The 18,647-nt window shown below is 50.0% G+C and carries 16 protein-coding genes; 13 read left to right on the top strand and 3 right to left on the bottom strand.

What is annotated here, in order from left to right:
* Positions 1–123: 123 nt before the first annotated feature.
* The 13 genes from ABD880_RS18080 to ABD880_RS18020 all read left to right on the top strand — a co-directional run bounded on the left by ABD880_RS18080 (position 124) and on the right by ABD880_RS18020 (position 15,503).
* A complete protein-coding gene (locus ABD880_RS18080) occupies positions 124–3,075 on the top strand; it encodes a serine hydrolase domain-containing protein (RefSeq protein WP_345169334.1) in 2,952 nt (983 codons plus the stop codon).
* A 23-nt stretch (positions 3,076–3,098) separates the two neighbouring features.
* Positions 3,099–4,238: an N-acetyl-alpha-D-glucosaminyl L-malate synthase BshA gene (gene bshA / locus ABD880_RS18075; RefSeq protein ID WP_345169332.1), complete on the top strand. Its 1,140-nt coding sequence runs from the start codon at positions 3,099–3,101 to the stop codon at positions 4,236–4,238.
* A 110-nt stretch (positions 4,239–4,348) separates the two neighbouring features.
* On the top strand, positions 4,349–4,729 hold the full coding sequence (locus ABD880_RS18070; protein ID WP_345169329.1) for a hypothetical protein: 381 nt from the start codon (positions 4,349–4,351) through the stop codon (positions 4,727–4,729).
* A gap of 122 nt (positions 4,730–4,851) precedes the next feature.
* Positions 4,852–5,421 carry an NUDIX domain-containing protein gene (locus ABD880_RS18065; protein ID WP_345169327.1) on the top strand — a complete coding sequence of 190 codons (570 nt, stop codon included), beginning with the start codon at positions 4,852–4,854 and terminating at the stop codon, positions 5,419–5,421.
* A 191-nt stretch (positions 5,422–5,612) separates the two neighbouring features.
* The gene (locus ABD880_RS18060) at positions 5,613–6,347 is read left to right on the top strand and encodes a lysophospholipid acyltransferase family protein (RefSeq protein ID WP_345169325.1); all 735 of its coding nucleotides are present in this window, start codon (positions 5,613–5,615) and stop codon (positions 6,345–6,347) included.
* Positions 6,295–6,582, top strand: coding sequence for an Asp-tRNA(Asn)/Glu-tRNA(Gln) amidotransferase subunit GatC (gene gatC, locus ABD880_RS18055; protein WP_066505141.1), 288 nt, complete (start codon positions 6,295–6,297; stop codon positions 6,580–6,582). Before ABD880_RS18060 ends, gatC begins: the two co-directional genes overlap by 53 nt.
* A 4-nt stretch (positions 6,583–6,586) precedes the next feature.
* Positions 6,587–9,622, top strand: a complete 3,036-nt coding sequence (locus ABD880_RS18050) for a tetratricopeptide repeat protein (protein WP_345169321.1) — start codon at positions 6,587–6,589, stop codon at positions 9,620–9,622.
* Positions 9,623–9,632: 10 nt separating this feature from the next.
* A complete protein-coding gene (locus tag ABD880_RS18045; RefSeq protein ID WP_345169319.1) occupies positions 9,633–10,367 on the top strand; it encodes an ABC transporter ATP-binding protein in 735 nt (244 codons plus the stop codon).
* Between the two features lie 3 nt (positions 10,368–10,370).
* Positions 10,371–10,922: a cob(I)yrinic acid a,c-diamide adenosyltransferase gene (locus ABD880_RS18040; RefSeq protein ID WP_345169318.1), complete on the top strand. Its 552-nt coding sequence runs from the start codon at positions 10,371–10,373 to the stop codon at positions 10,920–10,922.
* 55 nt (positions 10,923–10,977) lie between these two features.
* A complete protein-coding gene (locus tag ABD880_RS18035) occupies positions 10,978–12,048 on the top strand; it encodes a branched-chain amino acid aminotransferase (RefSeq protein WP_345169315.1) in 1,071 nt (356 codons plus the stop codon).
* Positions 12,049–12,169: 121 nt separating this feature from the next.
* On the top strand, positions 12,170–12,844 hold the full coding sequence (locus ABD880_RS18030) for a hypothetical protein (RefSeq protein WP_345169312.1): 675 nt from the start codon (positions 12,170–12,172) through the stop codon (positions 12,842–12,844).
* Between the two features lie 151 nt (positions 12,845–12,995).
* Positions 12,996–14,073, top strand: a protein-coding gene (gene prfB, locus ABD880_RS18025) for a peptide chain release factor 2 (protein ID WP_345169311.1) whose coding sequence is annotated in 2 segments (ribosomal slippage) — positions 12,996–13,046 and positions 13,048–14,073 — 1,077 coding nt in all. Because the reading frame shifts where the segments join, the coding sequence is not laid out codon by codon here.
* A gap of 239 nt (positions 14,074–14,312) precedes the next feature.
* The gene (locus ABD880_RS18020; RefSeq protein ID WP_345169308.1) at positions 14,313–15,503 is read left to right on the top strand and encodes a hypothetical protein; all 1,191 of its coding nucleotides are present in this window, start codon (positions 14,313–14,315) and stop codon (positions 15,501–15,503) included.
* A 169-nt stretch (positions 15,504–15,672) separates the two neighbouring features.
* Here the strand turns inward: ABD880_RS18020 and ABD880_RS18015 are convergent, their stop codons facing one another.
* From ABD880_RS18015 to hslU, 3 genes are all read right to left on the bottom strand, one after another.
* Positions 15,673–16,401, bottom strand: coding sequence for an SDR family NAD(P)-dependent oxidoreductase (locus ABD880_RS18015; RefSeq protein WP_345169305.1), 729 nt, complete (start codon positions 16,399–16,401; stop codon positions 15,673–15,675).
* A 134-nt stretch (positions 16,402–16,535) separates the two neighbouring features.
* On the bottom strand, positions 16,536–16,982 hold the full coding sequence (locus ABD880_RS18010; RefSeq protein WP_345169303.1) for a hypothetical protein: 447 nt from the start codon (positions 16,980–16,982) through the stop codon (positions 16,536–16,538).
* Positions 16,983–17,220: 238 nt separating this feature from the next.
* A complete protein-coding gene (gene hslU / locus ABD880_RS18005; RefSeq protein ID WP_345169301.1) occupies positions 17,221–18,627 on the bottom strand; it encodes an ATP-dependent protease ATPase subunit HslU in 1,407 nt (468 codons plus the stop codon).
* Positions 18,628–18,647: the final 20 nt, after the last annotated feature.

Here is an 18,647-nt window from a genome sequence, read left to right as displayed (position 1 = left end):
TGGCCTGTTTTCCAGAAATCAGCCTGAAAACGCGTTTTTCTGGTCCGGTACGTCGGCTATGTTTCCTCTGCGAAATTAGGCCTAATGTAAGAGTTAATCAAAGTTTAAATTACGCGTTGTGAAATGCTGAAGAAATATAGCCTCGCGCTGACGGCTGTGGTGATGTGCGCCTGGTGGGCTCTCTCTGGTTTTGGACCAGCGGGCCGCGGCAACATCAGTTTGCAGGAACAGCGTTGGGTAGACAGTGTGTACCAGTCTCTTACGCCTCAGCAGAAGCTGGGACAGTTGTTCATGGTGGCGGCCTACTCCAACAGCGGCCAAACCCATGTGCGCGAAGTTGAACAATTGGTGAGCCAATATGGGATTGGCGGCGTCATGTTCATGCAGGGCGGACCGGTGCGCCAAGCCAAACTGACCAACCGCTACCAAAGCCTGGCCAAAGTGCCCCTGATGGTGGCCATTGACGGCGAATGGGGCCTGGGCATGCGCCTGGACAGTAGCATGCACTTCGCCCGTCAGATGACCCTGGGTGCCTTACCAGATGACCGCTACGTGTACATGATGGGCCGCGAGATTGCGCTCAAGCTCAAGCGTCTGGGTATCCATGTCAATTTCTCCCCGGTCATAGACGTCAACAGCAACCCAAAGAACCCCGTGATTGGCAACCGGTCCTTTGGGGAAAGCAAGGAGCAGGTGACCCAGCGCGGCATTGCCTACATCAAAGGCCTGCAGGACCACGGCATCATTGCGGTGGCCAAGCACTTTCCCGGCCATGGTGACACCGACGCAGATTCTCACTTCGCCCTACCAGTCCTGACCCATGACATGGCCCGCCTCACCGAGGTAGAGTTGTACCCCTTCAGACGTTCCTTTGACGCCGGCGTGATGGGTGTGATGGTAGCCCATTTATACATTCCTAAACTGGATTCCATCGCCAACCGTGCCGCTACCCTGTCGCCGTATCTGGTACGCGACCTGCTCAAAGGCAAAATGCAGTATGATGGCTTGGTCTTCACAGATGCCTTGAACATGAAAGGCGTGACCCGCTATCATAAGCCTGGTGAGGTGGATGCCCTGGCGTTTATGGCGGGCAATGACGTGCTCTTGTTCTCTGAGGACGTACCCAAGGCCATGTCTATGATTCAGCAGGCGGTGGAGAACGGACAGATTACGCAGCAAGAAATTGAAGTACGGGTACGCAAAATCCTGCACGCCAAGTATTGGGCCGGCCTGAACCAGTACAAGCCCATTGACCTGGAGAATCTCTCCAAAGACCTGAGCGGCCCAGCCAGCATGGTTTTGCAACAGCAGTTGTATGAGCAGGCAGTGACGGTGGTCGCCAACAAAGACAACCTGTTGCCTTTTAGAGTGCTGGACACGGTGCAGTTTGCCTCTGTCTCTATTGGCGAAGGCTACAACAACCACTTTACGCGCACTCTGGACAAATACGCGCCGTTCAAGAAATTCTCGGTGAGTAGCCGGTTTGCTCCTGATAGCGTGTTCACGGCTATTCGTAAGAACTTAGATTCTGCAGATGTGGTGATTGTCACCTTGCATGACTTGACCAACTCCCCTACCCGCAATTACGGACTGGGCACCAATGCGCTCAACTTTGTAAAGACTCTCCAGAAGGACCCTACCAAAAAAGTAATAGTGGTGGTGATGGGCAATGCCTACGGCCTCAAGAGTTTTGAAGACAGCGATTGGCTGGTGTGTGGCTTTGAAGACAATGATATAGTGCAGCGCGTGGTGCCGCAGATTCTGTTCGGGGCCTTGCCGGCCAACGGTCGCCTGCCGGTGACGGCTTCACCTAAATTGAAGGCGGGCACCGGCATCTCTACGCCTGCCTTAAACAGATTGAAATACTCTCTGCCTGAAAGCGTAGGAATGAACTCTGCCATTCTTAAGCAGATTGACAACATTGCGCTAGAAGCCATCGCCTACGCGGCCACGCCGGGTTGCCAGGTATTGGTAGTGAAAGACGGCACCGTGGTATTGGACAAAGCCTACGGCCATTACACCTATGACAAAACCCAGCCGGTCACGGAGAAAACCATCTTTGACCTAGCCTCCATCACCAAGGTGGCGGCCACCCTGCAGGCGGTCATGTTCCTCAAAGACCAAGGCCAACTAAAGCTGGATGACCGCTTAGTGACCTATTTACCAGAACTGAAAGGCTCTAACAAAGCCAACCTAACCGTACGGGATGTGTTGTTACATCAATCGGGGTTGCAGGCTTACATTCCTTTCTGGAAGAAAACCTTGCTCAAAGGACAGCCCAATCCCATTTACTATGATTCTGTAAGGTCAGAGGCATACCCCAATGTGGTGGCCAACGGGCTGTTTGCCAGCAAACGGTTAGAAGACTCGGTCTGGACCTGGATTGTGAAGTCAGAGCTAGTTGGCCAGCGCGTGGGCAACGGCAAGTTTGAGTACCGTTATTCAGACCTGGGTCTGCACCTCATGAAGCGCATTGCTGAGCGCCTGCTTAACCAGACCATGCCCGACTTCATGGAGCAGAACTTCTACGCCCCACTGGGTGCACACAGCTTGACGTTCAACCCGTTACAGAGATTCTTAAAAGAACAGATTGCTCCTACCGCCAAAGACAGTGTCTTTAGAAAAGGCTTATTGCAAGGCACCGTGCATGATGAAGGCGCCGCTATGCTGGGCGGCGTGGCCGGGCACGCCGGTTTGTTCTCAAACGCCAATGACCTGGCCATTCTCTTGCAGATGGACTTACAGAACGGGAATTACGGTGGTCAGCAGTATTTCAGGACGCCGGTGGTAACGGAGTTTGCCCAGAGCGGCAGCAACAACAGCCGCCGCGCCATTGGTTGGGACAAGGCAGATCCAGACGGCAACGGCCCAACCTCAGAGATGGCTCCGGTTTCAACCTTCGGGCATACGGGTTTTACCGGCACCGGCGCCTGGATTGACCCCGAGAACAACATCATTTATATTTTCCTGTCTAACCGCGTGCATCCAGACGCTGAGAACACAAAACTGTTGAAATACAACATCCGTACGCGTATTCATGACGTGGTGTATCAATCGTTAGAACCTAAACCGTAACTTCGCGTCAAACACAGACGCCAATGAACATAGGAATAGTGTGCTACCCCACCTTTGGCGGTAGCGGAGTAGTGGCCACCGAACTTGGAAAAGCCCTGGCCCAAAAGGGTCATAAGATACATTTCATTACCTACAGCCAGCCCGCGCGGTTAGAGTTCTTCAATGAGAACCTGTTCTACCACGAGGTCAACATTCCGGCCTATCCCCTGTTTCAATATCCGCCGTATGAGTTAGCCCTGGCCAGCAAGATGGTAGACATTGTGCAGTATGAGAAGCTGGACGTGTTGCACGTGCACTATGCCATTCCGCACGCCTCGGCGGCGTACATGGCCAAGCAGATCCTCAAAACCAAAGGCATACAGATACCGGTCATCACCACCTTGCACGGCACGGACATCACGCTGGTGGGCAAAGACGCGTCGTATGAGCCGGTGGTGACCTTCAGCATCAACCAGTCAGACGCGGTCACTTCTGTGTCTGAGGACCTGAAGACGGAAACCTACAAGCACTTTCCCATCACGAAGGACATAGTGGTGATTCCCAATTTCGTGAACATTGAGCGATTCCAGAAGCAGCGCAAAGACCACTTTAAGGCGGCTATTGCCCCGTTTGGCGAAAAACTGTTGGTGCACACGTCCAACTTCAGGGCCGTGAAGCGCATTGGCGACATCATCAAGATTTTTTCTAAAGTGCGCGAAGTCATTCCTAGCAAGCTCCTCTTGGTGGGCGATGGCCCCGAGCGACCTAAAATGGAGAACATGTGCCGCAAGCTGGGCATCTGCCAGGACGTGCGCTTTTTAGGCAAGCTGGAGGCCGTAGAAGAATTGTTATCCGTAGCCGATGTTTTCCTGATGCCATCTGAGAAAGAAAGCTTCGGGTTGGCGGCTCTGGAGGCAATGGCCTGTGAGGTGCCGGTGATTTCCTCCAACGCGGGTGGTCTGCCAGAACTCAACATCCACGGTGTGACCGGCTTTGTGAGCAAAGTAGGAGACGTAAAGGACATGGTCAAAAACACCTTATTTCTGCTACAAGACGACCAACTCCCTACTTTCAAAGCCAACGCCTTGGCCAGGGCCAAAGAGTTTGAGATTAGTAAGATTGTGCCTATGTATGAGGATGTTTATCAGCAGGCCATACAAGAAGTGATGAGTACCAGCGTTTAAGAAAGTACCCTCGTTATTGGCCTATTTTCTGGAAATTAGGCCAAAAACGAAAATCTTACCTAGATAAGGGGCTTTTTAAACTTCTCTTGCAACTCCTTGGTTTTCAACAAATGGAAAACTTTAAAATAGGGCGCTACCTAGCCTTTATTGCGGTGGTGCAGTTTCTGGTGACACTGGGCTTTGGCATCTATTCTGAAGCGGGTGACCTGAGCGTGGCTTTTTTGTATCCTCTGGAATATCTGTTTCCGGCGCTATTCATCAATTACGTGTACGGGCTACTGCTTCAGATTTTCGCGCCCAAACTGCCCAACGGTGGGTTTTGGTTGCTGTGGCTGATTTTGGGCACCGGTTTGATGCTGGCCAATGAGCTATTCATACAAGGAGCCACCCAGATGCTGCACCTTATTCTTCTGGCATCTGCCGGGTTGAATGCCCTTTACTTTTACAAAACCATAAGCAAGAAGAAACCTGTTTATACCAAATCCATCTAACTCCGTTTTTAGCCTATTTCCCAGAAAACAAGCCAAAAACGACGAGGCCTCATCCTCACATTTCCACATTTTCACATCAGTAAATAGCACATCAGCACATTAAATCATTAGCACATTACCCTGTGAAACCAACCTACACAACAGAGAATCCCTGGACCGTTCTGGAAACCGAAGCCATTTATAGCAACCCCTGGATTAGCGTACGCCAAGACCAAGTCATCAATCCCAGTGGCGGCAAAGGCATCTATGGCGTGGTGTCCATGAAGAACAAGGCCATCGGCATCATTCCGGTAGACGCAGAAGGAAACACGTGGCTGGTGGGACAGTACCGCTACCCTTTAGATGAATATTCCTGGGAGATTCCTATGGGAGGCGGCCCGGTGGAGCGTGACGTGCTGGAATCTGCCCAACGCGAGTTAAAGGAAGAAACCGGTTTTACCGCCGCGCGCTGGACCAAGATTGCCCGGGTGCACACCTCTAACTCGGTGACAGATGAGGAAGGCTTCATTTTTCTAGCCGAGGACCTGACTGCCGGCGAAACCGAGTTTGAGGAAACTGAGGATATTAAAATCTGGAAGCTCCCGCTAAAAGAAGCCGTGGAAATGGCCATGCGAGACGAGATAACAGACTGCATATCAGTGGCTGGGCTACTCAAGGCAGAACGCGTCTTGGCAACCCGTCAAAACAAATAATTTACTTGGTTTAGCACTAATTCTGCGGCAAGGCTGTTCCGTTTTTGCCCTCTTTCCTGGAAAATAGCCCAAAAACGGTCCTTGGAAACAGAGTGCGTGGTAAGTTTTAAATTATTTGTAATTTTGAAGAGATGAACTGGCTAAAGAGAACCGGAAAGAAAGCATACTCTGTGTGGTGTACCACATGGTTTGTGCTGCCATTTATCACGTCCTATCCACTTTTCAGGCTGTTTGTCTCTAAGCCGCAATGGTACCGCCATGGCCATACCTTGAACCGCATCTGGTCAAAAATACAGTTGCGCATGTACCTCATGCCGGTAAAAGTGCGCGGCCAGGAATTTCTGGACCCAGACCAAAAATACGTCTTCGCGCCTAATCACAGCTCCTTCATTGACATTCCCATGGTGTTGGCCGCAATTCCGGGGTTTATCAATTTTGTGGGCAAGAAGTCCTTGACCAAAGTGCCGCTGTGGGGTTTGATTTATGACCGCCTGTATATCTCAGTGGATCGTAAAAGCGCCGTCAGCAGTGCCAAAGCCTATATCTCCAGCAAGAAAAGTCTGGAAGAAGGCCGCAGTGTGGTAATCTTCCCGGAGGGTACCATCTCTGAGGAGGCAGGCAGAGAGTTATTGCCCTTTAAGGACGGTCCGTTTAAGCTAGCCATTGAGAAGCAGGTGCCGCTGGTGCCTATTTCCATGCCCTACAATCATCTGTTTCTACCAGACGTGAAGGGGAAACTGGTCATCAAATACCACCGTCTGGAGATGACCATCCATAGACCTATTCCCACAGAAGGCCTGACGTTGCAAGATGTAGAGTTTTTAAAGCAACAGACCTTTTCAATCATTCAAGAAGAATTACACGCCAAGAACCATGAGTACCAATATAGAGACACTCCGTCAGTTAGCGCACTTAGCCCGGCTTGAGTTTGATGAGACCAAAGAGCAGGAGATGCTCAAAGGTTTAAATGAGATCCTGGACTGGGTAGACCAGCTGCGCCAGCTAGACACCGCCAACGTAGAACCGCTGGTGCACATGTCTGAAGAGGTAAACGTGCTGCGCGAAGACGTGGCCCAGAACACGGTGAGCCATGAGGACGCCCTGCGGCTGGCCCCGCGCAAAGACTCAGATTATTTCAGGGTTCCTAAAGTGATGGAATAGCTAGATGGCAATTCTTTCTTTCTGGAAAAATGTAGATGGGGGCCGACGTGCCCTTTATCTTTTACTATTGGGTGCGGTTCTGGCGGCAGTCGGGTTGGGCATCTACGGATTTTACAAGGGTGACCAGCTGGTTTTTCCCTTAGAAAGACAGGCAGAACTCTTCCCCGCCGAGGCGCACTTGGACGAGGCCTCTCCCCTGCTCACGCCCATCAGGATTGAAGCCAACGCCTATCTGGTTTCTGAGCGCTACACCGTAGGTGCTATGCAATTGCCTATTTGGGCCGTTTGGGCAGTGTTGACCGGCTTGGCTCTCTCCCTCACCTTTTTCTGGACGCTCATCAGTTCATTAAAACGGTTGCCCTTTTACATAGCCGTTGGCTTGGGCATGCTGTGGCTGTCTACCTTTAACCTGGACCTGCTGGGCATCTTCTCAGAAACCAGCCGAACGCTTTTGTTGATCACGTTAGGCGTATTGGGCGGCACCAGCTACCTGTTCCACTCTTTTCTGCCGCAGTTCTCTTTTACAAAACGGTTTCTGGTCTTTACGCTGTTGGTGCTGGGCTTGGGCACGGCTATTTTTTACGCCTCTCCCTTCTCAGTAGACTTAACGGCCATGCACCTGGTCAACTACAGTACGTTGGGGAGCATTGTCGCCTCTGCGCTGTTCATGATTCTGGTGGGCTATGAAAACCTGCACGGCTTGTTGTGGTTCAATACGCAGGCCCAACAGCCTAACCGCAGGTTTGGGTTGCCGCAGTTTCTGCTTATCAGTGTGCTGTACCTGGGCAACCTGGTATTGCTGTATTTAAAACAGAGACGCATTCTTGACCTGGATATTGTTCTGTTGCACCCCTTCCTGATTCTGCTGTGCTCGGCGGTGGTAGGTTTCTGGGGACTGCGCCAACGCCAACTAGTATATAGCCGGTTCCTTCGCTTTGACACGGAGGCTGCTCCCATTTACCTGGTGCTGGCTCTGCTCACCTTTTTGAACTTGGGGTATGCCTATCTGTTGGCCAATGACGCTACCTTAAACGCTTACAAGAATCTGGTGGTCCTCACGCACCTGGCCTACGGCATTCCGTTCCTGATTTATGTGTTGGTGAACTTCGGGCCGTTGATCAAGCAGAAGTTGCGGGTGTACAAAGTGGTCTATGAGCCCAAGCGCCTGCAGTATTACACGGTCTACCTGATGGGTACCGTAATTATGGTGGTGTTGCTCTTGCACTCTAGTTACGCGGTGCAGAACCAGGCCATGGGTGGCTATTATACCTATTTGGGAGATTTGTACCGTCAAACAGAGGCGCTTCCTTTGCTGGCAGAACAGTATTACACAGAAGCCGCCGACCGTAGCCGTACCAGCCAACGTGCCCGGGTCTCTCTTGTAGACATGTACCACCAGGGCGGCATGCGCACCTTGGAGCTGAGGCAATTGGAGACCCTCATGGAAAACACGCCAGCTCCTACGCATTACCTGCGCTATGCAGATTTATTGACTGACCAGGCAGATTTGTTTACCCACCTGCAACTGTTGCGGGACGGGGTAAAAGCGTTTCCGGAGCATGGGCCGCTGCTCAACAACATGGCCTTACTGTATGGCACCACTACGTTTCAGGACTCGGCGGCGCAGTATTTGGATTTAGCCTTAACCCATGCCCAAGACCCCGAGGTAGTGCAGGCCAATCAACTGGCCTTCTTGCTAAGACATAACTTTTCTGCCCAGGCCAAGGAGTTTGCCGCAAAGTATGACGGGGACTATGGCCCCTTGCTCACCAACAAACTGGCTATTTCATTCTTATTAAAGCAACCGGTTCCTGCCACCTTACCTGGCACCTTGCAGGACAGCCTCTTAACCGCGCAAAGCTTTGCTGGTTTCTATTTGAAGAACCTATTGCCAACGGTAAAGGCAGATACGTCTTCTATTGCTACCATTGACAGGCTGTTGCGGCAAGAGGTGAATCAGTCCTACGCAGATGACTTACTTCTTTTGAAAGGGCTGTTGCAACAACGCCAAGGCAGACCAAAAGACGCCAAAACCACGCTCAACCAGCTGGCTACCGCCAATGAAGGCGTGGCCGGCTACTACTATGACATTCTGGGTCAATGGATGCTTCAGGCTAAATTGTACCCAATAGCCGCCAATTATTTTGACGAAGCCAGACAGGCCGGCTATAAAGATGCGCACCTACACGCCATCTTGGCCCATGCCCTCAATGGAAACCTGGACCAGGCCGCCCAGATAGCCTTACAACCGGCCAGTGCCTTTCCAGAGGAAAGCCAAAACAGAGCCGCGACCAATTTGGCCATCGCTACTCAATTGACTCCAGAACAAGCTGTTACTGCGCCAGATTCTTTAAAGGTGAGGTTCCTACAATTAAAGGCTTCTAGCTTACCTGTGGCAGATGTAGAAAAAGTGGCCCAGCAAATTACAACTCCCGCCTTGGCTCCGGTGGCGGCCCTGCCCTTGGTGGCACGTTACCTTCAAGAAAATAACCTGGTAGAAGCCCAACGCCAGTTGAACACGCACTTTCCAGCCAGCTTCCCTAAGAACGTTTTAAAATCTGAGGCTACTGGTTTACAGGCCCAACTGTGGTACCAAGCGCAGGCGTGGCAAGGATTAGAGAAGGAATTGCCGGGTATGTATTTCGCGCCGCAACATGTGGGGACTAAACTTTATTACCAGGCACTGGTGGCTCAGCGTAATAAACAGGTAAAAGCTGCGACTAATCTCTACAACCAGCTTTCACAGAAGGCGCCGGGGCATGAGGCAGGTCAGTTGGCCGCGGCGTCATTCTTCAGTGCCCAAAAGCAGGGATTACGCGCGTATGACGTTTTACTAGAAGCCGTTTCTTACAACCCGCAGTCCATTACCTTGCGCAAAGCCTACATCAAAGAGGCCATGAAGCAAGGATTAAAAGACTACGCCTTGCAGGGGTTGGAAGGCTTGCAGCCTTTGGTTAGTCCTACGGAATACCTTACCTTTAAAAGAGAAATAGACGCCCAGCTACAGGTCAGTGATTCATTGAACCAAAGCTGGGAATAAGGACAAACCTATGAGCACCATCATTCAAACCAATGAGATCTCGCGCATGTACCAGATGGGCACCGAAACCATCCATGCCCTTAGGTCTATTTCCATTGAGATCAAGAAAGGCGAATACGTGGCGTTTATGGGGCCTTCGGGGTCTGGCAAGTCTACGCTCATGAACATCATTGGCTGCCTGGACACGCCTACCAGCGGAACTTACATTCTCAATGGCAAGGATGTGAGCAACATGGTAGACAATGAGCTGGCCACGGTGCGCAACAGAGAGATTGGCTTTGTGTTCCAGACGTTCAACTTGTTGCCCAGGTCTTCTTCTTTAGAAAATGTAGCCCTACCCTTGGTGTACGCGGGCTATAGCAGGTCTGAGCGCGAGGAGCGGGCCATGGAAGCCCTGAAGAGTGTTGGGTTGGATACCAGAGCCAAGCACAAACCCAATGAACTGTCGGGTGGTCAGCGCCAGCGCGTAGCCATTGCTAGAGCTTTGGTAAATGACCCAAGTATTCTGCTGGCAGATGAGCCTACCGGTAACCTGGACTCCAAAACCTCTTATGAGATCATGGAGTTGTTTGAGAATCTGTACGCCAAAGGCCACACTATTATCATGGTAACCCATGAAGACGACATCGCTCATTACGCGCACCGCATTGTACGCCTGCGTGATGGTTTGATTGAGTCTGACATCATCAATGAAAACGTGACGATCCCGCATCTGCAGGCCGCCGCGCACAACGCATCTATCTAGTTAATGAAAATATACACCAAGACCGGCGACAAAGGCGAAACCTCTTTGATTGGCGGTACCCGCGTAAAAAAATCTCACGCCCGTATTGAGGCCTACGGCACCGTAGACGAGCTCAACTCCTTTATTGGCGTGGTGCGTGACCAAGAGGTAAACCAGAAACGCCAGGCCCTTTTCTCTGAGATTCAAGACCGCCTGTTCACCATTGGCTCTACCCTAGCCACAGATCCTGACCGCGACACCAAAATCCAGACCCCAGACCTGCACGAAGCTGATATTCTTTTCCTGGAGAAGGAAATGGATGCGCTGGACCAGAATTTGCCGCCTTTGCGTAACTTCATCTTGCCGGGCGGGCACGTGGCTGTATCATTTTGCCATGTAGCGCGTACAGTGTGCAGACGGGCAGAACGCCTATCCATTGCCTTGCAAGAAGACTCTCCGGTAGATGACCTCATCATAAAGTATCTGAACAGACTGTCAGACTTCCTTTTTGTTCTAAGTCGTGCCATTAGCCAAGAGCTGGGCGCACAAGAAATAACCTGGAAGCCTCGTATCTGAGGCTTTTTTTATTCTAGCAGCACCTAAAAACCGTAAATACTCACCTATTGTTTTTATGCAATCAGACATCATGACTATTCATACCCAAGTAACCACCGCCAGCCGGTTGGCAGACCTGGACATGGAGAACATCCAGTTCGGGAAGATCTTTGCAGACCACATGGTTTCCATTGACTATGCAGACGGCGAGTGGCAGACGCCTCAAATCTTACCGTACGGCCCTATTGAATTAAGTCCGGCCACCGCGGCCCTGCATTACGGCCAAGCCTTGTTTGAAGGCATGAAAGCCTATAAAACCGTAGACGGCCAGGTAGTTTTGTTTAGACCACAGGCCAACTGGGCCCGCATGAATGAGTCTGCCAAGCGTCTGTGCATGCCAGAGATTCCGGAAGAACTATTCATGGAAAGCCTCAAGCAACTCATTGCCCTGGATGCAGACTGGGTGCCAAGCAAAGTGGGCCACTCGCTCTACATTAGACCGTTCATGTTTGCCAGTGATGCTTTGGTGGGCGTTCGTCCATCAGACACGTATAAATTCATGATTTTCTGCAGCCCTGCCAGCCAATACTACGCTGAGCCGGTGCGCGTAAAGATTGAAGAAAAATACACCCGTTCTGTAGAAGGCGGCGCCGGTTACGCCAAGGCGGCCGGTAACTACGGTGCCTCTCTGTACCCTACCAAATTGGCCCAGGAGAAAGGTTTCCACCAGGTCATCTGGACAGACGGCAAAGAGCACAACTTCATTGAGGAGTCGGGGACCATGAACGTGATGTTTGTGATTGACGGCAAACTCATCACACCTGCGTTGAGTTCCTCCATCCTGGCCGGTATCACCCGCGACAGCGTGCTACAACTAGCCCGTGACTGGGGAATGCCGGTAGAAGAGCGCCGCATCTCTGTGCAGGAGATTGTAGACGCTCAAGCCGCTGGTACCTTGCAAGACGCTTTTGGCACGGGTACTGCCGCTACCATTGCGCCTATCAAGTCCATCATGTACAAAGAGCATGAGATGGAGTTGCCGCCGGTAGCAGACCGCACCTTCTCTAACAAGGTAGCCGCTGAACTAGACAAAATCAGACACGGCCAGGCCGAAGACGTGCACGGCTGGATGGTACCGGTTCAATAAAAACTAAGCACTCACAATTAAAAAGGAAGTACCCGTGAATCACACGAATACTTCCTTTTTTGTTTTACCTTCTAAATATTTAACGCTATATCTAAAGTTCAAACCTATTCTCAACTCAAACATGAATAAGATGACAGGAATAATTCTCATTGGCCTCGGTATAATTTTATTTATCGCAGGCATCATCATTATTTACAAACCCACGCCAGCAGAGGCTCAGACAGGAGTTGTTTCTTCATTTGATACATCTTCCAGTAATTCAAAACCTATTTTAAATAATACTGCATCTAATGTAGATAAGTCAAAATGGGCGAATAAAAAAGATGTCTCGACTGAAGAGAATTTTAGAAAAGGTGAAAACTTCGAGAAGTATGTTGTAAAAAAATTTAATAGAGAATATTTTACTATTAAAGAATGGACCAGTGATAAATATGTTGACGGTATTTATGCCGAAACAAACCAACATCCAGATTTAGTGGTAGAATTAGCCCTTAGGTCGAAAAAGAAAAGTTTTTCCATAGAATGTAAATGGAAACAAAGTCTATATAATAATGGAATTAAGGTTGCCACAGAAGAGCAATTAAATAGATATAAAAAATTCGAATTAGAAAGAGGCATACCTGTTTTCATGGCAGTTGGAATATCCGGAGAACCAAGTCGACCAAAAGAACTATATATAATACCTCTGAAAGAACTCAAAAATAATTTCATCCATATCAATGACTTAAAAAAATATGAAAAGGAAAATATCGAAGAAGGCTTCTTCTTTGATATGGAAGAAGAAACTTTAAGATAAATTTGTTCAAGTTTAGACTGCTGGTTTTTAGCCTATTTCCCAGAAAACAAGCAAAAAACGATAGGAGAAGCATCTTCACATTTTCAAATCTCTACATCTTCACATAAGAAAATAGCACATCAGCACATTAAACAATTAGCACATTAGCATAATGACCCAAGAGCAGATAAAAGAGTTAAAAGGCCGCGTAGAGGCTTTGAGGAGGTATCTTTGACTATGATACCAAGAAAGAACAAGTAAACGCCATTGAAGAGAAATCTACGGCCCCCGACTTCTGGGATGACCCCAAGAAAGCCGAAGTAGTCTTAAAAGAAGCAAAAGTCTTGAAAACCTGGACCGATGACTTTGAGAAGACCAACAAGGCGGTGGAGGACGTGGAAGTGCTCTTCGATTTTTATAAAGAAGGCGACGTGTCTGAAGAAGACATAAATGCTGAATACAAGTCCGCTGAGGAAACCGTAGAGGCCCTGGAGTTCAAGCGGATGCTCAGCAACGAGGAAGACCAGCTGGGTGCCGTGCTGGAGGTAAACTCGGGCGCCGGCGGCACGGAGAGCCAAGACTGGGCCGAAATGCTTTACCGCATGTACCTCATGTGGGGCGAGCGCAAAGGCTACACGGTCAAGCAGCTTGACTACCAACCCGGCGAGGGCGCAGGCATCAAGTCTGCCACGCTCCAGTTTGACGGAGACTTTGCCTACGGCTACCTGAAAGCGGAGATTGGCGTGCACCGTCTGGTGCGCATCTCGCCGTTTGACTCGGGTGGACGTCGCCATACGTCGTTTGCCTCTGTGTTTGCCTACCCGGTGGTGGATGACACCATTGAGATTACCGTCAACCCAGGTGACATTGAATGGGATACTTACCGCGCAGGCGGAGCCGGTGGCCAGAACGTGAACAAGGTAGAGACGGCCGTGCGCCTCAAGCACAAACCGACGGGCATTACCATAGCCGTGCAGATTGAGCGCTCCCAGCTCATGAACAAGGAACACGCCATCAGGATGCTGAAATCTCAGTTATACCAGATTGAGATCAACAAGCGCAACGAGGAGCGTGACAAAGTGGAGAGCACTAAAAAGCGCATTGACTTTGGGTCGCAGATCAGAAACTACGTGTTGCACCCGTACAAGCTCATCAAAGACATACGCACCGGCGTAGAGCGCACCGATGTGCAGAACGTGCTGGACGGCGACATTGATGACTACATTAAAGCCTTCTTGATGCAGAATTAATCGTCTGCTTAGCGTTACTGATAGAAAAGCGCCTTCTACGCCTGAGTAGAAGGCGCTTTCGTTTTCGGGCTATTTTCCAGAAATAAGGCCAAAAACGACTAGTATCTAGGCCTCAGGATTTAAAGCAAGAGTTGAACCGACCTCCCCAGGTCCTTGTTGTTTTCATATGCCATGCTTCACACAAAAGTAGTTCACCATGAAACACTTGGCTAGCCTTCTGCTACTGGTCTGTCTGCTTTATGAATCTATTTTACTATAAGCCTATTCCTTCTAACCCAAGGCGGTTGCAGTCCTTCCGGAAATCTATTGTCTGGAAACTGCTCCTGGCGGCGTTTCTATTGTTAAACCTAATCTTACTATTAGGCGCCGGGAAACCTGCTAATATTGCCCCTCTTCAATTACGCGCAGAGAAACTCTCCTTTACCCCCAAGGAATTTCACATAGCCGAGGTGGTGGATGAAAGATCTTCTCGGTCTGCCGTTGGCTACTTGATTCCGCCGTTTACTGCCCCGGCCTTACCTGCTGCACCGCAAGCCGTAGATTTTCAAGGAGGCGGCGCAACAGCCATCAAAAGCTATATCAGCCAGAGTCTAACGCAAGATGCCAGCCTGAGACCCATCACGCTTAAAATCAAAGAATACAAAGTCACAGAAACGCCCGGCGACAAAGGAAAAGTGAACGGCCAGGTGGTTATTGCGGTCACGTTTGAATGGCGGCGCGAAGGCAAGCAGATTCACTTGCTGGACTACAAAAGCGGCGCACGCTACACTAGGTCCGGCAATCAATTGACCGTGGTGGAGCCTACGCTCAGAAAACTTTTGAACGGCTCCCTAGAATACCTGCACCTCTGGATGGAGCGCGAAGCCGCCGCCAACGAGAAACTAGCCAAAGGCCTACAGGTGCACATTACAGACCATCTGGAAAACACGGAGCCCGACACGCTCTTCTATGACCCTAACCGCCCGCTCAACTTCGGTGACTTTAAAGGAAGACGGCCGCCCAATAACTTTGCGGCCACCATTTTCCCGGGTTTGTCTTATGAAAGTACCGCTACCATGGACCAAGGCATCATCCTGGTCAAAATCCATGTGAAAGTGTATGCCCTGCGCGAGCTCACCAAGGTACGCGATGACGCCCAAGATGCCCGAACCCTCAACCATGAGCAACGGCATTTTGACATTGTGAAAGTAGCCGCCGAGCGGTTCAAACAGCGCGTCCAGCCTAGCAAGCTTACCATTGAGGATTATGATTCCATGATTCAGTATGAGTACCTGAAAGCGCTCTGGGAGATTGGCGATGAACAGAAAAAGTACGACGCCGAAACTAGCCATGGTCAGTCTGTGACCGGCCAAATGAAATGGAACTCCTATCTGGACGAAGAACTGAAAAAGCTAGGTGTAGTTAAGGACTCAGACTTAACGGCGAACTAGAGAATCAAACGATTCTAAAAGGTCTATGGCGCAAGCGTCCGCTTGTGTCCGCACGCATTGTTGATCTGGAATGCATGCGCACACAAGCGGACGCTTGCGCCATGGTTGTCATGGAATAAGATGCTTCCGTTTTTAGGTTATTTTCCAGAAAACAGGCCAAAAACGTCGTTTAGAAATCTCTCACGGAGCAGACTACCTCTTTCGCCAAGTCTGGCTGTTTCATTAGTTGAATCACTTTTTTAGCCGCTTCTTCTGGTGAGGCCAAGCCATTGTTTTGGTGCATGTCTTTGAAATTTTGGACATTGCTGAACTGCTTTTCATCGGCGCTTCTAATCTGCTCTTGCATGTCTGTGTCAATCACGCCCGGCGACAGTGAGAACACCTTCACTCCGGTTTGCATTAAGTCCTGCTCTGCTTGGGTGGTCTGAGACAACATATCCAATGCCGCCTTAGAAGCACAATACGCCGCCCAACCGTCAATGGGCCGCTGCCCCGCACCAGAGCTGATGTTCACAATCATCTTCTCGCAGTCCTGTCTATGCTGGTAACTTTGTAAGTACATGTTCATAAGCATGGCGGGTACTACCACATTCACATCAAAGACAAACTCAAAATGCTCGTTCTGGCTCTGCCCCACGTAGCCAATCTCGCCCACCACCCCGGCATTGTTCACTAGCACAATTTTCTGGGCATCGGGCAAGGGCTCAAACACCTTGTGCAGGTTATGCTCTACGCCAGCCATGTCTGAGAAGTCCAACGGCTGGTGCCGGTAGTTTTTATTAATGATGGAGCAGTTTCTAGACACACCTATGACCTTGTTTTGACTGTCTTTCAACAAGGCTTCGGCTATGGCCTTGCCCAAACCCCTACTGGCCCCCGTGATGATATAGTAGTTCATTTCTATTTAATTAGAAATTAAAAATTAGAGATTAGAAATGGATGTTCTGGATTTCCACCTTTGATTTGCATACGGAAAAGAATGGGTAGATAGTTGGCATGTAATGCTAGATACAACACCTTCTGGCAGATGAATTACTTGCGAGGTCCGTATTGGGCTATGTGCATGGATTCATAGAGTTGAGCCAAATGCTCCTTGCCAAATTTCTTTTCAAGCGCCAATCGCATGTGGTCGTTGTAGCATTCCACACCCGTCATCCCGGTACATGTGACTACACGGACTATTTTCACCCCGTATTCCTTCTCCAACATAGCATAAAAGATCTGAGGCATACTAGTAGAATCTGAGTCAAAACCAACCTCAATAATCATTCTTATATCTCCGTGCGCAATCTCATTTTGCGCCAATGATTTGCCTGAGGCGCAAGATGATACCCGTTTTTTAAATTCCCTCAGGAAGCTTTCTTCCTTTGTATAGGTAGGTCTCGCCCCATACAAGCCCACCAATGCTATGACTAACACAAGCGCAGTAGCCACATACAATTCTTTCCTTAAGAAAAGTAGTTTCGGTTTGATTCTCATTTTGTATTGGCTCTGTCTTTAGATTCCGTTTTTGGCCTGTTTCCATAAAAATAGCCGAAAAACGGAGTTTCTTACAAAATGAAAGAGCCAACACCGCGGGTGTTGGCTCTTTCATTTTGTGTTGATTGCATTTAATCACCGTCTGTCTAATTCGCCCACAAGGTCCTTTCAGGATGACAGAAGTGTGGAAAGAGCTGCATTTCTAATCTCTAATTTTTAATTTTTAATTTCTAATTACCTAAAGAATGTACTGACTAAGGTCGCGGTTCTTGACCATGTCGCGCAGGCGCTCTTCCACCAGCTCTGGGGTCACCAGAAGCCGGGCGTTGGCGGGAATGGTGTCTGGCACGTCATAGAGTATGTCATTGAGCAGGCGACTCATGACGGTGTGCAGACGGCGCGCTCCGATGTTTTCTACCTCAGCATTCACTTCAAAGGCGATTTCCGCAATCTTGTGCAGGGCCTCGTCTGAGAAGGAAAGTTCTACTTCCTCGGCACGGAGCAACTCTACATACTGCTTGGTAAGGGCGTTCTTGGGGTACTTGAGAATCTGGTAGAAGTCTTCTTTGCTCAGGCTCTGGAGCTCTACTCTAATCGGGAAACGTCCCTGCAACTCCGGTATCAAGTCTGAGGGTTTGGCCACGTGAAAAGCACCGGCCGCAATGAACAAGATATGGTCGGTTTTGATGACGCCGTATTTGGTGTTCACGGTGCTTCCTTCTACAATAGGCAAGAGATCCCGTTGTACGCCTTCGCGGCTTACGTCTGGACCGCTACCGCCTTTTCCGCTGGCACTGGCCACTTTGTCAATCTCGTCAATGAAGATGACACCGGCGTTTTCGGCTTTGGCGATGGCTTCTTCCTTCACCTCGTCCATGTCAATGAGCTTGGACGCTTCTTCTTCTAAGAGGATTTTACGGGCCTCAGAAATGGTCACTTTGCGCTTCTTGGTTTTCTTGGGCATCATGTTGCCAATCATCTCCTGGATGCCGGCCATCTGCATTTCGTCCATGCCCGGCCCCATCACACCCACACCCGAAGATGGATTGTGTGCCACCTTAATCTCAATCTTGCGGTCTTCCAGTTCGCCGTTTCTAATCTTCTCTCTAAAGCGCTCACGCGTGCGCTCGTTCAGTTCGTAGTCATTGTCTGGCACATCTGAGGTAGAATTAGAGCTTCCGCCGAAACCCATCATGCCATTGTTGCCAGATTGGTTGATAGGCGGAATCAGGGCGTCCAGAATGATGTCTTCCACCATCTGGGCGGCCTGCGTCTTCACTTCTTCTTTTTTACGGGTCTTGACCATGTTCACGGCCTGTTCAACCAGGTCACGCACCATGCTTTCTACATCGCGGCCCACGTACCCTACCTCCGTGAATTTGGAGGCCTCTACTTTGGTGAAGGGTGCGTCTGCAATGCTGGCCAGACGGCGGGCAATCTCGGTTTTACCCACGCCGGTGGCGCCTATCATCAAGATGTTGTTGGGCACTATCTCCTTCTGCATCTCGGGGTCGGCGTGCATGCGGCGCCAGCGGTTGCGCAGGGCAATGGCCACATTGCGCTTGGCGTCATGCTGGCCAATGATGTATTTATCCAGTTCGGCTACTATCTGAGCGGGGGTCAAGTACTTGGTTGGGTCTAACATAAATTATTGAATGATTGAGA

Origin of the sequence: Nibribacter koreensis (assembly GCF_039541795.1) — a bacterium.
GTDB classification, from domain to species: domain Bacteria; phylum Bacteroidota; class Bacteroidia; order Cytophagales; family Hymenobacteraceae; genus Nibribacter; species Nibribacter koreensis.
Note: the sequence above shows the minus strand (reverse complement) of the source record. Positions and strands in the feature narration are given on the sequence as shown.